We start from the raw sequence: 17,381 nt of genomic DNA on the forward strand, positions 1-17,381 counted from the left end.
AAAAACGGAAATAGCTTTAAAGTTATTTCCGTTTTTTTATTGGATTTTGAATTTTTTAATTAACCGGAATATAAATATCAAATGAAGCACCTTCGTTCATAACGCCCGATGCTGTGATTACTCCGTTATGGTTTTCTACAATTTTCTTTACGATTGCAAGACCAATTCCAGTTCCGTTATAGCGGTCTCTTCCGTGTAAACGCTGGAAAACTTCAAATATCTTTTTATTGTATTGCGATTCAAAACCAATTCCGTTGTCTGAAACTTGAATATGGCAGTAATTTTTATAGGAAATTAATTTTTCAATATTTAAATCTTTTCCATTCACTATTTTACTTGTGATTTTGATTTTAATCGGAACATTAGGATCGGAGAATTTTAATGAATTGCTGATCAGATTGTACAATAATTGCTTGAACTGAAACGGAATGACATCAACTTCAGATGTTTTTTCTACTTCAATAACAGCACTTTTTTGTTCCAATTCTTCTTTCAGATCCTCTTTTACTTCTTCGATAATTTCAGCAAGATCTGTTTTTACGAAAATACGTTCTTGAACATTGGTTCTCGAATATGAAAGTAAATCGTTGATTAAAGTCTGCATTCGTTGTGCGGCGTTTTGCATTCTTCTAAATTTATCTAAACCATTTTCAGATAAATTAGTGGCTTCTTTTTCGATAATCTGTGAGGCAAAAGTCTGTATTTTTCGGAGTGGTTCCTGTAAATCATGACTGGAAATATAAGCAAAGGACTGGAGTTCTTTATTCATTTCTTCCAGCTCATTGTTTTTTTGCTCGAGCTCCATTGCATTCAATTTTAGAGTATCGTCTGCTCTTTTTTTATCGGTTAAATCGTGAGTCACTTTTGAAAAACCAATTACTTCTCCTTGTTTATTATGAACAGCGGTAATGACAACACTTGCCCAAAATAAATTTCCGTTTTTACGGGTACGCCAGCCTTCATGAATTGCTTTTCCATTGTCTCTTGCGCGCTGTAAAAGCGTATGTGGAAGATTATTTTTTTGATCTTCATTAGTATAAAAAACAGCAAAGTATTTCCCGATAATTTCGTCTGCTTTATAACCTTTTATTTTTTCGGCTCCAACATTCCAGTTTTCAATTATACCATCTCGGTTGAGGTATATGATAGCATATTCCTGAATCTCTTCAACCATTAAATGATAGCGCTCTTCACTTTTTCGGAGCGATTCATTGATCTGGATTAATTCTCTTGTTCGAGCTGTAACTTGTTGTTCCAATTCGTGTGTAAAAGCTTTTTCGGTATGAATATCCGTAAAGGCACCAACCCATTTTATAATTTTATTTTCAATATTGTAAACAGGTTCTCCAATGACGGTATGCCAACGGTAACTACCGTCTCTTCTGCGCATTCTCACATCACATCGATACATTTCGCCAGTTTCAAGTGCATTCTGCCAGATTCTGATATTTTCTTGAAAATCATCTGGATGAATCATGGCTTCCCAAGAACCTTCAACACCAGGTTGAATTCCGGTATATTCCAGCCATTTTCCAGAAGTAAATAAAGCATTTCCTTCGGCATCTGTTTCCCAAATTAATTGCGGAATACTTTCGGTAAGAGAACGGAATCTCATTTCGCTTTCTTCGATTTTTTTTCGGGTTTCTACTTTTTCCGTAACATCAATCAGAGTCATTCTTACTCCCGAAATAGAATCGTCACTTTCACGAAGTGGGGCAAATTCAAAATCTACATAAAATTGATTGCTGTCATTTTTATCTTCAATATAAAGAAGTGATTCGGATTCTGTATACACTTTTCCAGTTTCATAAACCTGTTGGAGTAATTTGGCGTATTTCTGTTTTTCTAATTCAGGAAATAATTCTAATAGTTTTTTACCCTGTACATCGGTTTCTTCTTTTTTCCAGATATTATTTAAAAGCACAAAATTGGCCATTTCAATCGTAAAATCATTACCACGTAAAATTGCTTTTGGCACAGGCGACTGCATAATAAGATTGCGTAGTTTTTTCTCGCTTTCTTCGATTTTTTGCTTGTATTTTTTTTCCTCTGTGATATCTCTAACGGTTCCAATGAGTTTTGCAGGTTCGTTATTTTCGTCATAAAAAACTTTGCCTTTTCCTTCTACCCAATGTATTGATTTGTCTTTCCAGATTACACGCGCTTCATAATGTAGAAATCCAGAAGTTAAAGCTTCTTTAAAACTTTTATTTCTAACGTGTAAATCATCAGGATGAAGATGTGCCAGTAATTCTTCGTGTGTTAGAGAAACATCTTCGGTATAACCTCCAATAATTTCGAGATATCTTTTAGAATAAATCGGATTTCTGGTTTTTACATTTAATTCCCAAGTTCCCAATTCGCTGGCTTCTACTACAATTTTAAGACGGTCTTCGTTAAGCTCAATTTTTTTACGGGCTTCTACTTTTTCACTTACTTCAGTAACGGTTACTAAAATTCCAGAAATGGTTCCGTTTTCTTCTTTCAATGGATGATAAAGGAAATCGAAATAAGAAATTTCTATTTTTCCGTAACGGTTTAAAGGAACTGGAACTTCATTTCCATGAAACGGAATTCCGGTATTTAAAACACCATCAAGCAAGGTGCTTACAGTATCTTTTACTTCTGGAAGCGAATGGTATAAAGGTCTGCCAACAAAAGTCTCTTCTTCGCGATCCACAAGTTTTAGATAGGCTTCGTTTGCCATTTCTACCACATATTCTGGTCCACGAAGAATCGTAATTCCTACCGGAGCTTGTCTTACAGTATCACGGAAACGTTTATCGCTTTCTTCAATTTTTTGTTTGGCCAAATATAAATCGGTAATTTCTACAGCAGTATTCATTACGGCATAAACTTTACCCTGTAAGTCATATAGTGGTGTAAAGCTGTAATTAAAATAGAATGACTGTAACACATTGTCTATAACAATATCAACGCGTGAATTTCTGGAATGAAAAGATTGTCCCGTTTCAAATACCATTTCAACTTGTTCAAATATGGACTGATTTTGTAATTCGGGTAAAATCTCCCTGTATGTTTTTCCAATCACATCAGAACCTTTCCCCCAAACTTTTATGATAGAATCATTGGCCAATTCGATACGCATTTCTTTCCCCACATAAACACCAATAGGAAAAGGTGCATTTTCTACCAGTTGACGTATTTTTTGTTCGCTTTCTTCTACTTTAGATCGTGCTAGAACCTGCGCAGTAACTTCGGTAGCAATTGCTGCAACACCAGAAATTGTTCCGTCAGCCTCTCTAATCGCTTCATAAACAAAATTGACATAAGTATTTTCGGTTTGTCCATTTCTACTTAATTCAACAAAGTTTTCGTCGGTTGTAATTTTTTTACCGCTTACAAAAACGCTATGCAGAATAGTATCTAAACCTTGTTGTTTTAATTCAGGCAGCGTTTCAAAAATAGGTTTATTGATAATTTTGGTTTCAGTTGTTCCCCAAAGCTGGATCATTTGTTCATTGGCAATTTCAACAATATGATTTTCGCCTTTAAAAATACACATGGCAACTGGAGCCTGCATAATGTTGTTTACAAATCTAGCATTACTTTCTTGCAAAGCATCAGAAACAATTTTCTTTTCTGTGGTTTCAATTACGGTAACTAAAATACCGCCTACAGAACCATCTTCTATTTTTATGGGACTGTACGAAAAATCAAAAAAACAATCTTCAGTATATCCGTTTCGGTGAAGAGGAACTTTAAAATCAGGAAAGCTTAACGCTTTGCCTTTCATAACATCGGCGAACATTGGACCAATAGTATCCCAGATTTCTGCAAATGTATTTTGAGAATTGCCACCTAAAGCTTCAGGATGTTTTGTAGCACCCAAAATAGGCCGGAAAGCATCATTGTATAACTGCGTATAATTTTTGCCCCACGCAATGTACATTCCAAAAGGATTGCCAAGTATCATTGCGGTCATGGTTTTTAGACTTTGGGACCATTTTTCTGGATTACCCAAAGGAGTTTTGCTCCAATCTGCGGAACGTATTAAATTTCCCATTTCTCCTCCTTCGGAAAGAAAATAATGTTCCTTTTTGCTGCGGTTCATTACAGGGAAATTTAGGGTTGGAGGATAAAATGAGCTCTTTCGGGCTGTCTGAAATTATTCTCAGATGCTGTAGTCAGGGCAATTTCGATCACCTTTTTCAATTTAGAAAAATCGCCTGGTTTTCGAATATAATACGAAGCACCATTTTTGTATAAGTTGTTTACAATTTCGCTGTCTAGTGAAGTCGAAAAAATAATAACGGGCAGTTTCTTTAATTTTTCATCTGCCTTTATTTCTGCCAAGCATTCTAAACCATTTTTTCTAGGCATATTTAAATCAAGAAAAAGTACATCAGGGAAATTATTAGGAGTGTTTGTTTTTAAAAAATCCATCAATTGTACGCCATCATGCACTATAGAAAGAGCAGCATTAATTGAAGTTTCGTCGAGAGCTTCTTTAAAGAAAAGACAGTCATCATCATCATCATCAGCTAATAAAAGATTATAGCGCTCTGTATTCATTTTTTTATTCTTTCAATTTTAGGGTTAAAATATCTTTGGTTAAATTTAACTTTTTTCGTTCAGATTTCCCGATTTTTTATGAAGAATGTTTGTCTGAAATTAAAAAATAAGGAAGTGTATTACATTTTTTTATCTGTCCAACACAATTTTGTTTTACAATTTACGTTATAAATAGTCTTGAGGCATTTTGATAAATAAATTACAGAATAGAGAATCCTATCTCTTGTAACTCCCAAAAACACTGCTTTTTTCTCTCCAATTTTACAAGTTTATTGTTTACTGTATCCACAAAGTGTAAAATAATTATACACTATTTTCGGATTGCTTTTTTATAAAACGCTCTATACCAGCTTTAAACCGTATTGGCACGCCGCTTGCAAATTGTGTTTATGTCTAAATCTTTGATGTGTTTGTTTTTTTATTGTTTCTCTTCATACGAGCCACAAATAAATCAGAAAAGAAAAGATTTTACTAAAAGCCCAATTAAGCAATCAAATAAGGAGTATAAGCATGGAAAGCAGAACAATTATCTCAGAACAATTTTACTCGAACAATAGTTCGGTTATCAGCGAAAAAGCATTAAAAGGTTCTTTTTTTGGAACTAAAGAAAAAGCGCAAAAAGTACACGTAGAAAGACCTACAAGTCCGTTTGGATTAGCTGTTCTTATTGGAACATTTGTCCTAATGCTTGCAGGAGTATATGCAGTATATCTACTGCAAGATGATTTTGAACAATTTCATTTTGAAAGAATCGCTTCGACTTGGGGACTACCATTTTTAATCATTACAACCATTTTGTTCTTTTATCAAACAGGAGTTTTCTTGTACAGCTCTTATTTGTATTTAAGATACAAACCAATCGAATCTGTTTCAGACGATTTATTGCCGACTTGTACGATTATCGTTCCGGCTTACAACGAAGGAAAATTAGTTTGGGATACTTTATTAAGTCTTGCAGACAGTGATTATCCAGCAGAAAAATTACAGCTTCTAGCTATTGACGATGGAAGTAAAGATGATACTTGGTACTGGATGCAGGAAGCAAAAGCAAAATTAGGAGATCGTGTAACGATTTTCCAGCAGCCAAAAAACCAAGGAAAACGTCAGGCATTATATAGAGGATTTAAACTAGGAACAGGAGAAATCTTTGTAACGGTTGACAGTGATTCTATTGTGAAAAAAGATACTTTGAGAAACTTAGTTAGTCCGTTTGTGGTAAACAAAAAATGCGGAGCTGTTGCAGGAAACGTTCAGGTTTTAAACAACAAATCGGCTATTTTACCAAAAATGCTGAATGTGAGTTTTGTAATGAGTTTTGAATTCCAACGTTCTGCGGAAAGCGAATTAGGATCTGTATTATGTACGCCAGGAGCTTTGGCAGCGTATAAAAGAGATGCAGTTTTCAACTGTCTTCCAGAATGGATCAACCAGACTTTTATGGGCGAGCCATCAGATATTGGAGAAGATCGTGCTTTGACTAATATGATTTTGAAACAAGGTTTTGAAGTTAAATTCCAAAGAAACGCAGTGGTATTGACAAATGTTCCTGAAGAATATAAAGGATTATATAAAATGTTCATTAGATGGGCGAGAAGTAACGTTCGTGAAAACCTAATGATGGCAAAATATGTTTTCAAAGATTTTAGAAAAGGATCAAAATTTGGAGCAAGAATGTTATTCTTAAACCAGTTCTTTAAAATCGCAATGACATATCCTTTTATCTTGTTTATGTTCTATTTTATTGCAGTTCATCCAATATTATTTATAAGTTCAACATTCCTGGCAATTTTAATTTTCTCAAGTTTTTCAATGTTGTTCTATGCAAAACGATACAATTTGGCTGAGTCTTTCTGGGCGTATTCATACAGTGTTTTCTACACTTTCAGTTTATTCTGGATTGCGCCTTATGCCATTGCAACAGCTAATAAAAGAGGCTGGTTGACAAGAGGCTTATAAATTTGTACACTATATTTCTATATAAAACTCCACCCAAGAAAATTACCCGTTGTAAAATTTTTACAGCGGGTTTTTTGTTTTAAATGTGTTCCTTCGGTGTGAATTATTTTTAGCCGCAAATTGCACAAATTTTCACAAATTAATTAGTGGAGATTTGTGTAATTCGTGGCAAATAAAAAAGCGGAGTAAACCTGCCAGCTTTTATCTGGATTCTAATGATGCAATAATCTGCTTTTTCATTGTGGTATGAATATAATCCATAGCTTCGGCATAAGAGATTGTATAATGCCTTTCGATGTTTTGATATTCGGACGGAAATTCACTTAAAATTTTATCATAATAAACATTCAGTTGATCGTTTGTCGGCATTTCATATTTCAAGCGAAGCTGGAATCTTCGAAGCAAAGCGTTGTCAATTATTTCATAATGATTGGTAGCACAAATCAATAAACTATCAGTAGGGAAATAATCAAAAAGCTGAATAATGGTATTTACCAAACGACGCATTTCTCCCACATCTTTATCATCGCTGTCACGGCTTTTTCCGATTTGATCAAATTCGTCCAAAAATAAAACAGCTCTTTCGCGAATGGCCTTATCAAAAATTGCTTTAAGATTTTTAGAAGTTTCACCAATTCTAGAGTCGATTATGGTGCTGAGGTTGACAATAATAATCTTTTTGTTTAGCGTATGGGCAATTGCTTTTGCCGTTGTCGTTTTCCCGCAGCCGGAACTTCCGTGCAGTAGAATTTTATTATCGACTTTAAGATTATACTTTTTAAGTTCTTCTATATATTGGTGTTCTTTGATAATCTGTAATAAAGCAGCTTTATTTTCATTGCTAAAGAATAAATCGTCTAAACCAATTTTTTCGGTATCGTTTACGGTAAGATCATTCAGGTTCATCTTCTTTTTAATTTGTGGCAAAATTAAGTTTTATTCTGCAATGTTTTCATTCCAGATTTCTTTTCCCAGAAAGCGGTTTCCAAAGATTGAAGTGCCAATCCTAACCATATTAGAACCTTCGGCAATAGCTAGTTCCAAATCCTGAGACATTCCCATCGAGAGTTTTAAATCTTGTAGACCTTCAATTCCTTCTTTATAAATTTCGTCCCGAATCGTTCTTAAAAGTCTTAAAGATGGAATCATCTTTTCTTTTTCAACATCCAATAAACCAATGGTCATTAGGCCTTTAATATGTAAAGTTTCATATGATCGTATTTGTTTAATGAAATCCAGAACGTTTTCAGGAGCTAAACCAAATTTACTCTCTTCATAAGAAGTATTCACCTGTACGAAAACATCCAGTTTTCTATTTTGATTCAGAAGCTGTTTGTTTAATTCTGTTGCTAGATTTAAACGGTCGAGAGATTGAATACAATTCACATATTTCAAAACATCTTTTACTTTATTCGTTTGAAGATGCCCAATAAAGTGACGTTCGAGAGGAAGATGTTTCAATTCAGCATCTTTGTCTCTTAATTCCTGCATTTTGTTTTCGCCCATTAAAGTTTCTCCAGCTTCAATGGCAATTTTGATTTGGTCTGCCGGAACTGTTTTTGTAGCCAGTAAAAGCTGGACATCAGCCGGATTTCTTCCAGAAGCTATGCAGGCATTTTCAATCCGTTGATGCACCTTTAGTAAATTAAAAATGATTTCGTTTTTCATGCTGTAAAATTAGGTTTAAGCATGAAAATTTTACTGGACCAGTATATTTCAAAAAATGAAAAAACTGGATGATTTCGCAATTTCAAAACCAATCTAAATTTGCAGAGTAAAAACTTAGTCCCGATAGTTATCGGGATAGTCGCTTAGAATCTTTAAAAAATAAAAAAATGAAAATAGCAGTTTGGGATACTTATGTAACGCGCAAAGACGGAAAAATAATGCACTTTGATATTTTGGTTGATGAAAATGTCAATGATGCCGAACAAGTGTATGAATACGGTAAAAAATACCTAAAAAGTGTAGCACAGGAAGGACAGACTTTATCGTCTAAAGAATGCAGTTTCTGCCACATTGATAAAGCACCGATTGAGGTTGAAAACCAAATTCGAGAAAATGGGTTTTCTATTATTGAAATGGAAAACTGTAATTAATGGAACGCGGATAAAACGGATTCGCTATCGCGAAAACGCTGATTGATACAGATTTAAAATCCGTAATTTTCCGTGTCTTTGCGATAGCAAATCAGTAAAATCTGCGTCTACTTTTTTAGAGTTTTACAAAAGCTTGGCAAGCGCCCTAATCCCTTCTTCCATTTGTTTTTCTGAAAGGGAAGCATAACCCAAACGAAATCCTTTTATGGTTTCGCTAAAGCTAAATTTTTCTGGACTCATAATCTGAATGCCCTGTAATTTTAGTTTTTCATAAACCTGTAAAACATTAATTTCGGCATTAGGAACAATCCAAAATGCTAATCCGCCTTCGGGTTTTATGAAAGTAATTTTATTTTGGAGATATTGGTTTAAGAGATTTTCAAAATAATCTCTTTTGCTTTTGTAAACCAGATTAGCTTTTTTAAGATGACGTTTTATTTTCCCTTCATTGATGAGGTTTAAAACCGCTTCTTCCATTATATTATCACCTTGAACATCAATAATTTTTCGGTGTTTTGCTATTTTTTGAATATTTTCAGAAGAGCTTGCCAGATAACCAATACGAAGCGCCGGCGCCACAATTTTACTGAAAGTTCCAATGTAAATATAGTTTTGCAGAGCTGAATAACTGGAAAGAGGTAAAATAGGACGCTGGCCAAAATGAAACTCATTATCATAATCGTCTTCAATAATTGTAAAACCATATTGATTGGATAATTCGATCAACCTTAACCTCTTTCCTAAAGATAAAGTCACGGTAGTAGGAAACTGATGATGAGGTGTTACATAAATCGCTTTTATGTTTTGATGCTTTCGCAGATATTCTTCAACCTGATTGATATTTAATCCGTCAGCCTCTAAGTCTACTGGAAGTAGTTTTGCCCCAGCATTTTCAAAAGTTTCCCAAGCAGGTTTGTAGCCAGGATTTTCAACTAACACAAAATCTCCCGATTTTAAAATGCAATGCGAAGCAAGATACATAGCCATCTGGCTGCCGCGCGTAATACAGATTTGATCGTGAGAAATGCTCATACCTCGTTTAAAATTCAGCATTTGGGCAATCGCTTTTCTGAATTCGGGATTTCCTAATTCACTGCTGTAACCCATAATCTGCCAGCGTGATTTTCGGCTGAATAATTCTCTGTAGGCTCTCGCGAGATCATTCATTGGCGCAAGACGGCTGTCGGGAAGTCCGTCATCAAAAACTAAATAACTTTTAGATTCTTCAATAACAGTTTTTTGTTCTTTTTTGTTTTCAGAAAGAAGCGAAAATTTAGGAAGTGAATGCGTTACAAAAGTTCCTTTTCGGTCAACCGAGATTAGCCAGCCTTCGGCAATTAAAACGTCTAAAGCTTCCACTACAGTATTTCGATTGACTTTTAGTAATTCGGCAAGCTGTCTGCTTCCGGGAAGAGCATTTCCTCCAATTAACTTTCCAGTTTTTACGGCATCAATTACCGCATCGGCAATTTGAAGGTAAATCGCTTTATCTGTTTTTTTGTCAAGCTGAATTTCTAAGGGCCAAGGACGAAGCATCTGGACTGGTTATTTTGGATTTAAAATAATTTCTTGGTAGTCCAAATTTAAATTTTTTACCGAACAATTCAATACTAATTCCTTGAAAAATAAAACTTATTTTATTGTTTTTTAAACTTTTACGGAATATCTCATAAGCGAGCTTGGTGTAATTTCGTATCGTAAATAATTGATTTTTAATGTTTTAAAATATAAAGAAAAAATAGCTTTAAGAATTATAAAATGTATATTCTTTAGAATCAATTGTGTTTTTAGTCACGACAGACATAATTTGTAAATAGTTTAGACACTGTTATGCTGAATCTTAACGGGTTCGAAATATTGGCAAATTCCGTGACTTTATACTTATTTAAAATTGAAGTAAATTGTTAGAACAGGACCTAAATCAAGATATTCTTATACTTAATCGTCTGAAAAATAGTGATGAATCTGCTTTGACAGAATTGTATACTAATTTCTGGCAACCTTTATTTATGGCTTCCTACAATGTTTTAAAAGATAAAGAATTAAGTGAAGACGTTATTCAGGACGTTTTTATGAATATTTGGCACAATCGCGAAAAACTGGAAATTCATACTTCGCTGAAAAGTTATTTGTATGCTTGTGCCCGATATCAGGTTTTTAATCAAATCAAAAAGAACAAGGACAAAATTCGCGTTGCACTTTTTGAAGATTTAAATACCCGTTTTCAAAATACCACACCCGAGACGCAATTGATGCATGACGAATTGGTACAGCATATTAATATGGTTGTAAACAATCTTCCTGAAAAATGCCAATTGGTCTATAAGCTGAGTCGAGAAGAACAGCTTAGTCACAAAGAAATAGCTGAGCGATTAGGTATTTCTGCAAAAACAGTCGAAAATCATGTTACAAAAGCGCTTCATGCCATTCGTTTATCAATGGGAACTAGTACTAGTGTGGCAATGGTTTTTTGGCTTTCCAAAAATCTTTTTAAGTAAGATTACTCTTTTACACGCCTTTAAATTAATAGAAGAAAAAGCCTGTTATTCTTAAGAATAGCAGGCTTTACATATTATTTTTTTAATTCTCTCAAAAATAAAAATAAAAAAAGTGCCATCTCCACTAGGGGATAAGAGGTGTTTTTTACACTTACTTAAAATAGCCCCCAATTAACGAACAAGACAAAATGAAAAAAGACAAATTTTTGGTATTGCTGCAAAGATTTAATTCTGGTGAAACCAATAGCAAAGAGTATAAAAAATTATTGAATTATTATGAAAGTTTTCAAACAAATGACGAGTGGGATGAATCATTAGGTTCAAAAGAGGAGCTGGAAAACAGAATGCTGTTAAGACTTCAAGAGAGTTTAAAAGCCGAAGAAGATAAAGTTATATCGTTCAAGCCATTTTATTCTAGAACCATTTTCAAAATTACCGCTGCAGCGGCTGTAGTGTTATTGATTTCTATTGCTTCGCTATTTAAAAACGAAACTCAAAAAAGAGATATACCAGAGACTTTACCAGCAGTAGCAGTCCAAAACATTTCGATAGGAAGCGACAAAGCTACATTGACTTTAGAAGATGGGTCTGTTGTAGCCCTTGAAAAAGGAAAAGCCTATAGCAAAGGAAATGTTTCGAGCAATGGAGAAAAACTGGTTTATGATGCAAAAAGTAAATCGGAGAAAATAGCCAACAACATATTGACAATACCAAGAGGCGGTCAGTTTTTTGTGCAATTGGCAGACAGTACAAAAGTTTGGCTGAACTCTGAATCGCAATTAAAATATCCGGTTGCTTTTACTGACGGACAGACAAGGCAAGTAGAATTGATTTACGGAGAAGCTTATTTTGAAGTATCGCCAAGCACCAAACATAAAGGAGCAAAATTTAATGTTAAAATGCAAATGCAGCATGTTGAAGTTCTAGGAACAGAATTTAATATTAAAGCTTATAAAGACGAAAATACCATTTATACCACTCTTGTAAAAGGAAAGGTAGCCATAGATAATGCAAAAGCAAAAGAATTCTTGATGCCAAATGAACAGTCAGTAATTAGGAAAGATAATACAGATATTCTTATTTCAAAAGTAGATGTAGATAATGTGATTTCATGGCGAAAAGGACTTTTTGTTTTCAAAGGAATGCCATTGAAAGAAATCGCAAAAGTATTGTCAAGATGGTATGATGCCGATATTGTTTTTGCGAATCCAGAACTAGGAAATGTAAAGTTTAACGGAGTTTTAAATAAAAACCAGAAACTCGAAGAAATAGTAGCCACAATCAAGAACAGTAATTTTATTAATGCCTATGAAATAAAAGACAAGACCATAATCATTAAGTAAAAAAGAAAAGGGAATAAAGTTTAGACCTCTCACCGTACTGCACTTTATCCCTTTTTGTAATGCGAGCCTATTAATTAATTCTAAAAATTAACCAACCAACTAACATGTAAATCTATGAAATTTAAATTAACCGACGTTCTTTTCTATTTTAGAAAAAGACTAATTATTACTGTCATGAGAACCTTTATCTTCTTGTTCTGCACCACAATTTTTGGTTTTTCGCCTGCTAGTGTTTTTCACAAAATGCAAAAATTGTAATTCCTGCTGATAAAATGGTCACTGTTGACGAAGTCTTTGATATGATTAAGCAACAAACTAAATATACTTTTATTTATCAGGAAGATTTATTTAAAGAACTGCCCAAAGTATACTTAAAAAAAGGTACAATAAAGGTAGGCGAGCTTTTGGAAAAAAGTGTTCCTGAAAAAGATTTCAATTTTAGTTTTACGAACAATAATACTATTGTGGTAAAACAAAAAGCGGCAATAACCGAACAGTCAAAATCTATAGAAATAAAAGGAGTAGTAACCAATGAGAAAAAAGAACCTCTGCCTGGAGTTAATTTAATTGTTAAAGGATTAAAAGTTGCCGTTCAGACAGATTATGATGGGAAATATACAATTACAGCTCCAAATGATGGGACTCTCTTATTTACCTATCTAGGTTATAAACCTGAAGAGGTATCTGTTAATAACAGACGAGTAATTAACATGACCTTAAAAGAGGAAACAAAAGAGTTGACAGAAATTGTTGTAAATACTGGAATTACGGTAAGGAAAAAAGAATTAATCACTGGTGCCGTATCAATATATAAAGGAGAAGAGTTAAGACAAATTTCGACTCAAAACGTTGTTCAGGCATTAAAAACATTAGATCCGTCTTTTATTGTTGTGAATAATAATATTGCAGGATCAAACCCAAATGTACTGCCAACGATTGAGGTAAGAGGACAGACCAGTTTAACTACCAATCAGGTACAGAGCCAATTTCAGGATGATCCAAATCAGCCTTTATTTATTTTGGATGGTTTTCCAACCACTTTACAGCAGGTTGTAGATTTAGATATTAATAGAATTGGCAATATCACTTTATTAAAAGATGCAGCTTCTACAGCATTGTATGGTTCTCGTTCTGCCAATGGAGTTGTAGTTATTGAAACTATTAAGCCAACTGCAGGGAAATTACAATTTTCTTATGTTTATAATTCTGCTTTTGAGGCAGCAGATCTAAGCGTTTATAATTTAATGAATGCGGAACAAAAATTGGAATTTGAAAGACTTTCGAATGCTTTTCAGCTTGGTGCTGGAAATAGTGAAATGCAGTTTAAATGGGATAAAGCTTATAATAATCATTTGGCCGATGTGCGCAGAGGTGTAAATACTTATTGGTTAAAAGAACCAATTCAGGTAGGAATTACATCAGGACACAGCTTGTCACTTGGGGGAGGAACAGATGAATTCAGGTTTAATATGACCGGAAATTATAAGACTTTAACCGGAACAATGAAGGGATCTGAGCATAATACCTGGGGCTATAATGCTAGTTTGACTTATAGAAAAAACAAGTTAAACATCAGTAATAATTTCTTTATATCAGGTGGAAACAATCAGGAATCTCCTTATGGTTCTTTTTCGACCTGGGCTAAAACAAGTCCTTACTATCCTAAACATAATGAAAATGGTATTATAACCCCTTATTTAGATGGTACATTTATACCAGCACTGGATACTGAACGCGTTATAAATCAGTTGCCAAATCCTTTGTACAACGTTTTTCTGCCTAGTTACAATAAAGGGAAAAACTATAATTTCACCAATAATTTTGCACTAAATTATGATGTGAGTCCTCATATTAAAACAACTGGAGCACTATCAGTTTCGAGAATAAATGATTATTCGACAATATTTGTTTCGCCAGGTGATACTCGTTTTATGACGAACATTCCAACTGAAAAAGGAATTTATTACAACAATGAAGATATAACAGATAAATGGAATGCCAATATTGGCGGTACTTATTCTAATGTTTTTAATAAGCTCCATTCTTTCAATTACACGATTAGAGCATCTGCTTTAGAAACAAAAAACAATTCTTATGGTACTACATTGAGAGGGTTTCCACTTGGAGTAGATGGAAATCCTGCATTTGCATTTGGATACGATCCTTATTCAAAACCTAATGTTTTTACACAACTTATTCGAAGTGTTGATCTAACCAACCAAATCAACTATGCATACGACAGACGATTTTTATTTGACTTTACACAAACTATTTCCGGAGCTACCAATTTTGGAACAAATAAAAAGTATTCTCCGTACTGGGGAGTTGGTTTTGGGTGGAATTTAAACAACGAATTCAAAATGAACGAGGATATTGTCAACGTTTTTAAAATACGTGCCAATGTTGGTCAGACAGGAAATCAAAATTTAGTAGGTTTTGCTTCTTACGATGTCTATGGGTATAATCCAAATACTAATATTTTTGGTGTTGGTTTAGGTATTTCTCAACTTGCAAATCCAAATTTAGAAGCACAAAGAACCAAAGATGTCTCTTTAGGATTGGATCTGGCTATGTTCAACAACAGACTAACGTTTACGTTTGGGGCTTACCAACGTGAAACTACACCACAAATTGTAGCAATCGATCTTGCTGCTTCTACAGGTGTCAATTCATATCCTCTAAACATTGGTTACCTGACCACAAAAGGTTTGGAACTGAAAATGAATTATAATTTTATTTATAATTTAAAAGAAAACTTTATTTGGGGCATTGGCTTAACCTCTACATCAAATGGCAACAAACTGGGAGGTTTTAGTAATGCATTATCATCTTTAAATACTGCTGCGCAAAATTCAGGAAGTTTAACCAGGTATTATGATGGAGCTAGCAGTAATGACCTTTGGGCAGTACCCTCTCTAGGAATTGATCCTGCATCAGGAAGGGAAGTCTTTTTAAAGAAAGACGGTCAAACGACTTTTATTTTTGATAAAAAAGATGAAGTCATAATGGGGAACTCTAGAGAAACAGCAACTGGAGTTGTCTCTACGAACTTAAACTACAAAGGTTTTAGTTTTGGGTTATATGTTCGTTACAGTTTTGGTGCAGACAGATTTAATAGCGCTTTATATAATAAAGTAGAAAATATTACCTCTACATCGATATTTGACAATCAGGATGTCAGAGCCTTGACAGATCGTTGGACTACACCAGGTCAATTGGCAGAATTTAAGGCAATCAGTACAAAAGAGACAACTCCTATTTCATCACGATTTATTCAAAAAGACGATTATTTGTCTGGCGAATCTATCCGTTTAGGATACAAGATAACAGACAGAATGTGGTTAAAAAAAGCTGGATTAACTGCATTGGGCTTTAATGCGTTGGCAAATGAATTTTTTCGTGTATCTACTATGAAAGCAGAACGAGGAATTGATTATCCATTTTCAAGAATTTACTCATTTAGTTTAAACCTATCATTTTAATATCGTCATCATGAAAACCTATTTATACAAAATTATTTTGGTTCTCCTTATATCGGTTACAGCTATTAGCTGCAGCGATTTTTTGGATGTAGTACCACAAGATAAAATTCTAGAAGATCAAACCTACAGTAATGAGGCAGGAATTCAAAATGCACATAACGGTCTTTATCTTCAATTAACGGCCAACGAACTTTATGGCAGACAGCTCACTATGGATGCTGTTGAAGTTTTGGGACAACAATATAATATGCCAACATCTTATATACAAAATAAAATGGCGAGCTATGCCTATAGTGAAGCAGTGCCAAAACAAACTATTACTGCTATTTGGGAAAAAGCCTATACCACTATTTTGGGTTGCAATAGATTTTTAGAAAGTGTAGATAAATATCCAGGTGTTGTTTCTACTGAAAAAATGAATGAGTTAAAAGGTGAGACCATAGCGATTCGTGCTATGTTGCATTTTGATATGTTAAGATTGTTTGGTCCCATTTATAAAGTGGCACCTTCAAATCCTGCTGTGCCTTATTATGATATTGCTACAACAAAAGCCAATCCTATTTTACCGGCAAAAGAGGTAATAACGAAAGTACTTGCTGATTTGGATTTATCTTTGACGCTCTTAAAAAATGACCCAATACTTACTTCAGGAAAATATAAGGCTACAACTGCGTTTGATGGGAATCCTTATTATTCTGCAAACCGAGGTCAACGACTAAATTATTTGGCGGTAAAATGTTTGAAAGCACGTGTTCTTTTATATGCTGGCGATAAAGTAGGGGCATCAACTGTGGCAAACGAAGTGATTGCTTTTACAAAAACAACCAGTTTTTTTCCGTGGACTTCTTATCTCGAAGCCACAAATTCAGAAAGTCCTGATCGTACTTTTTCTTCAGAAAATTTCTTTTCTCTCAGTGATTATACTTTGTACCAAAAACAGCAACAATTATTTGACTCCAGTTTAGATAATCTAAGCATATATGCTCCATTGTTAAGCAGGTTGAATGCTGTTTTTGAATCCAATGATAATGATTACAGAAGCTTGCCAAGCTGGAAGGTTCCAATTACAGGTGGTAAAACCATGAAGACTTTTTTTAAATATGAAGACGTTCCTAATAAGGCTAAAGTTTTTCGTTTACAAATTCCAATCCTTAAACTTTCAGAAATGTATTTAATTGCAGCAGAGACTTCTACAGTGCCTGCAGACGGTATTGCCTTATTGAATACGTTACGTTTTAATAGAGGTCTGGTTAATTTGTCAACATCGGCAGTTTTGACAACTGAAATAGCCAAAGAGTATAAAAAAGAGTTTATAGGCGAAGGTCAATTGTTTTTTTATTATAAGAGAAACAACATAACCGCAATTCCCAATGGATCAGCTGCATCAGGAAATATTACAATGGGACCACTTCAGTATGTGGTGCCACTGCCAGATTCTGAAATTAATTTTCAATAATTTAATATAAA

The 17,381-nt window shown here is 34.1% G+C and carries 11 protein-coding genes; 6 read left to right on the forward strand and 5 right to left on the reverse strand.

Annotated elements, in window-relative coordinates; translation table 11 throughout:
* Positions 1-55: 55 nt before the first annotated feature.
* On the reverse strand, positions 56-4,075 hold the full coding sequence (locus GSY47_RS07625; RefSeq protein ID WP_219071222.1) for a PAS domain S-box protein: 4,020 nt from the start codon (positions 4,073-4,075) through the stop codon (positions 56-58).
* Between the two features lie 11 nt (positions 4,076-4,086).
* Positions 4,087-4,536, reverse strand: a complete 450-nt coding sequence (locus GSY47_RS07630; protein ID WP_179002696.1) for a response regulator — start codon at positions 4,534-4,536, stop codon at positions 4,087-4,089.
* Between the two features lie 510 nt (positions 4,537-5,046).
* Here GSY47_RS07630 and GSY47_RS07635 point away from each other — a divergent pair.
* Positions 5,047-6,492, forward strand: a complete 1,446-nt coding sequence (locus GSY47_RS07635; protein WP_179002697.1) for a glycosyltransferase — start codon at positions 5,047-5,049, stop codon at positions 6,490-6,492.
* Between the two features lie 201 nt (positions 6,493-6,693).
* Here the strand turns inward: GSY47_RS07635 and GSY47_RS07640 are convergent, their stop codons facing one another.
* Positions 6,694-7,398 (reverse strand): AAA family ATPase, encoded by a 705-nt coding sequence (locus GSY47_RS07640; protein WP_179002698.1) that lies wholly within the window; start codon positions 7,396-7,398, stop codon positions 6,694-6,696.
* A 30-nt stretch (positions 7,399-7,428) separates the two neighbouring features.
* Entirely contained in the window at positions 7,429-8,160 is a 732-nt protein-coding gene (locus tag GSY47_RS07645) for a YggS family pyridoxal phosphate-dependent enzyme (protein WP_179002699.1), read from the reverse strand.
* Positions 8,161-8,327: 167 nt separating this feature from the next.
* Between GSY47_RS07645 and GSY47_RS07650 the strand changes: the two genes are divergently transcribed.
* On the forward strand, positions 8,328-8,591 hold the full coding sequence (locus GSY47_RS07650) for a DUF2024 family protein (protein WP_179002700.1): 264 nt from the start codon (positions 8,328-8,330) through the stop codon (positions 8,589-8,591).
* A 123-nt stretch (positions 8,592-8,714) separates the two neighbouring features.
* Here GSY47_RS07650 and pdxR read toward each other — a convergent pair whose 3' ends face one another.
* The gene (gene pdxR / locus GSY47_RS07655) at positions 8,715-10,127 is read right to left on the reverse strand and encodes a MocR-like pyridoxine biosynthesis transcription factor PdxR (RefSeq protein ID WP_219071223.1); all 1,413 of its coding nucleotides are present in this window, start codon (positions 10,125-10,127) and stop codon (positions 8,715-8,717) included.
* Between the two features lie 365 nt (positions 10,128-10,492).
* On the opposite strand from pdxR, the gene GSY47_RS07660 reads away from it, so the two are divergent.
* The 4 genes from GSY47_RS07660 (at position 10,493) to GSY47_RS07675 (ending at position 17,370) form a co-directional block, all read left to right on the forward strand.
* Positions 10,493-11,089 carry an RNA polymerase sigma-70 factor gene (locus tag GSY47_RS07660; protein WP_179002702.1) on the forward strand — a complete coding sequence of 199 codons (597 nt, stop codon included), beginning with the start codon at positions 10,493-10,495 and terminating at the stop codon, positions 11,087-11,089.
* Positions 11,090-11,277: 188 nt separating this feature from the next.
* Positions 11,278-12,432, forward strand: coding sequence for a FecR family protein (locus tag GSY47_RS07665; protein WP_179002703.1), 1,155 nt, complete (start codon positions 11,278-11,280; stop codon positions 12,430-12,432).
* Positions 12,433-12,731: 299 nt separating this feature from the next.
* On the forward strand, positions 12,732-15,914 hold the full coding sequence (locus tag GSY47_RS07670; protein WP_219071224.1) for a SusC/RagA family TonB-linked outer membrane protein: 3,183 nt from the start codon (positions 12,732-12,734) through the stop codon (positions 15,912-15,914).
* 10 nt (positions 15,915-15,924) lie between these two features.
* Positions 15,925-17,370 (forward strand): RagB/SusD family nutrient uptake outer membrane protein, encoded by a 1,446-nt coding sequence (locus GSY47_RS07675; RefSeq protein WP_179002705.1) that lies wholly within the window; start codon positions 15,925-15,927, stop codon positions 17,368-17,370.
* Positions 17,371-17,381 lie beyond the last annotated feature (11 nt).

It is taken from the genome of Flavobacterium quisquiliarum (assembly GCF_019308285.1).
Classification (GTDB): Bacteria; Bacteroidota; Bacteroidia; order Flavobacteriales; family Flavobacteriaceae; genus Flavobacterium; species Flavobacterium quisquiliarum.